The organism is Cryobacterium psychrotolerans, assembly GCF_900101115.1.
GTDB classification, from domain to species: domain Bacteria; phylum Actinomycetota; class Actinomycetes; order Actinomycetales; family Microbacteriaceae; genus Cryobacterium; species Cryobacterium psychrotolerans.
The window spans coordinates 1-1,882 of record NZ_FNFU01000042.1 but is presented as its reverse complement, the minus strand read 5'-3'; the positions used below and the strand labels follow the sequence as shown (position 1 = coordinate 1,882).

The 1,882-nt window shown below is 53.3% G+C and carries 2 rRNA genes; both read right to left on the bottom strand.

Annotated elements, in window-relative coordinates:
* Positions 1-55: 55 nt before the first annotated feature.
* Positions 56-172: ribosomal RNA gene (gene rrf, locus BLQ39_RS15440) — 5S ribosomal RNA — on the bottom strand.
* Positions 173-306: 134 nt separating this feature from the next.
* Positions 307-1,882 (bottom strand): 23S ribosomal RNA (locus BLQ39_RS15435); the annotation flags it as partial.

The window sequence follows — 1,882 nt, the reverse complement described above, 5'->3', positions numbered from 1 at the left end:
CTTAACGCAAAATGGCCACCCTGTGAGGTGGCCATTTTGTTTGTTTCTAAGTTAAGTCCGGCGGTGTCCTACTCTCCCACAGGGTCCCCCCTGCAGTACCATCGGCGCAAAGAGTCTTAGCTTCCGGGTTCGGAATGAGACCGGGCGTTTCCCTCTTGCTATAGCCGCCGAAACACTTTTCGATGTTTCGAACCTATATTTTTTAGTTATAGAGCCCCTGGTGTTTATGAGACACCGTGGGGCGTTGTTCTCGACCGTACATCGAGAACCACATAGTGGACGCAGAGCAGCTTATTCAAACTGAGTGTTATCAAATTATCGGCTTATTAGTACCGGTCAGCTTCAAGAGTCTTTAGTCCTCTCTTCCACATCCGGCCTATCAACGCAGTAGTCTAGCTGCGAGCCTCTCCCCCGAAGGGATGGAAATCTCATCTCGAAGCCGGCTTCCCGCTTAGATGCTTTCAGCGGTTATCCGTTCCGAACGTAGCTAATCAGCGGTGCTCCTGGCGGAACAACTGACACACCAGAGGTTCGTCCATCCCGGTCCTCTCGTACTAGGGATAGATCTTCTCAAATTTCCTGCGCGCGCAGCGGATAGGGACCGAACTGTCTCACGACGTTCTAAACCCAGCTCGCGTACCGCTTTAATGGGCGAACAGCCCAACCCTTGGGACCTACTCCAGCCCCAGGATGCGACGAGCCGACATCGAGGTGCCAAACCATGCCGTCGATATGGACTCTTGGGCAAGATCAGCCTGTTATCCCCGAGGTACCTTTTATCCGTTGAGCGACAGCGCTTCCACAAGCCACTGCCGGATCACTAGTCCCGACTTTCGTCCCTGCTCGACTTGTCAGTCTCACAGTCAAGCTCCCTTGTGCACTTACACTCGACACCTGATTGCCAACCAGGTTGAGGGAACCTTTGGGCGCCTCCGTTACTTTTTAGGAGGCAACCGCCCCAGTTAAACTACCCACCAGGCACTGTCCCTGAACCGGATTACGGTTCGAAGTTAGATATCCAATATGACCAGAGTGGTATTTCAACGTTGACTCCACCTGAACTAGCGTCCAAGCTTCACAGTCTCCCACCTATCCTACACAAGCCACACCGAACACCAATACCAAGCTGTAGTAAAGGTCACGGGGTCTTTCCGTCCTGCTGCGCGTAACGAGCATCTTTACTCGTAATGCAATTTCGCCGAGTTCGCGGTTGAGACAGCTGGGAAGTCGTTACGCCATTCGTGCAGGTCGGAACTTACCCGACAAGGAATTTCGCTACCTTAGGATGGTTATAGTTACCACCGCCGTTTACTGGGGCTTAAATTCTGAGCTTCGCTTGCGCTAACCCTTCCTCTTAACCTTCCAGCACCGGGCAGGCGTCAGTCCGTATACATCGTCTTGCGACTTGGCACGGACCTGTGTTTTTAGTAAACAGTCGCTTCCCACTGGTCTCTGCGGCCTTCGAACGCTCCAGGAGTAAATCCCTTCACGCCTCAGGCCCCCCTTCTCCCGAAGTTACGGGGGCATTTTGCCGAGTTCCTTAACCACGATTCTCTCGATCTCCTTAGTATTCTCTACCTGATCACCTGAGTCGGTTTGGGGTACGGGTGACTTGAACCTCGCGTCGATGCTTTTCTTGGCAGCATAGGATCACTGATTTCGCCCTTACGGGCTACCCATCGGGTCTCAGCCTTATATGAGAGACGGATTTGCCTATCTCTCGGCCTACATCCTTAGACCGGGACAACCATCGCCCGGCTCAGCTACCTTCCTGCGTCACACCTGTTAATACGCTAACCGCACCAGCATAGGGTCGTGCGCTAGGCCCACCCCCGCAGCCCGAAGGCATTGGTCAGTGGGATTCAGACACTTAGCATTACTG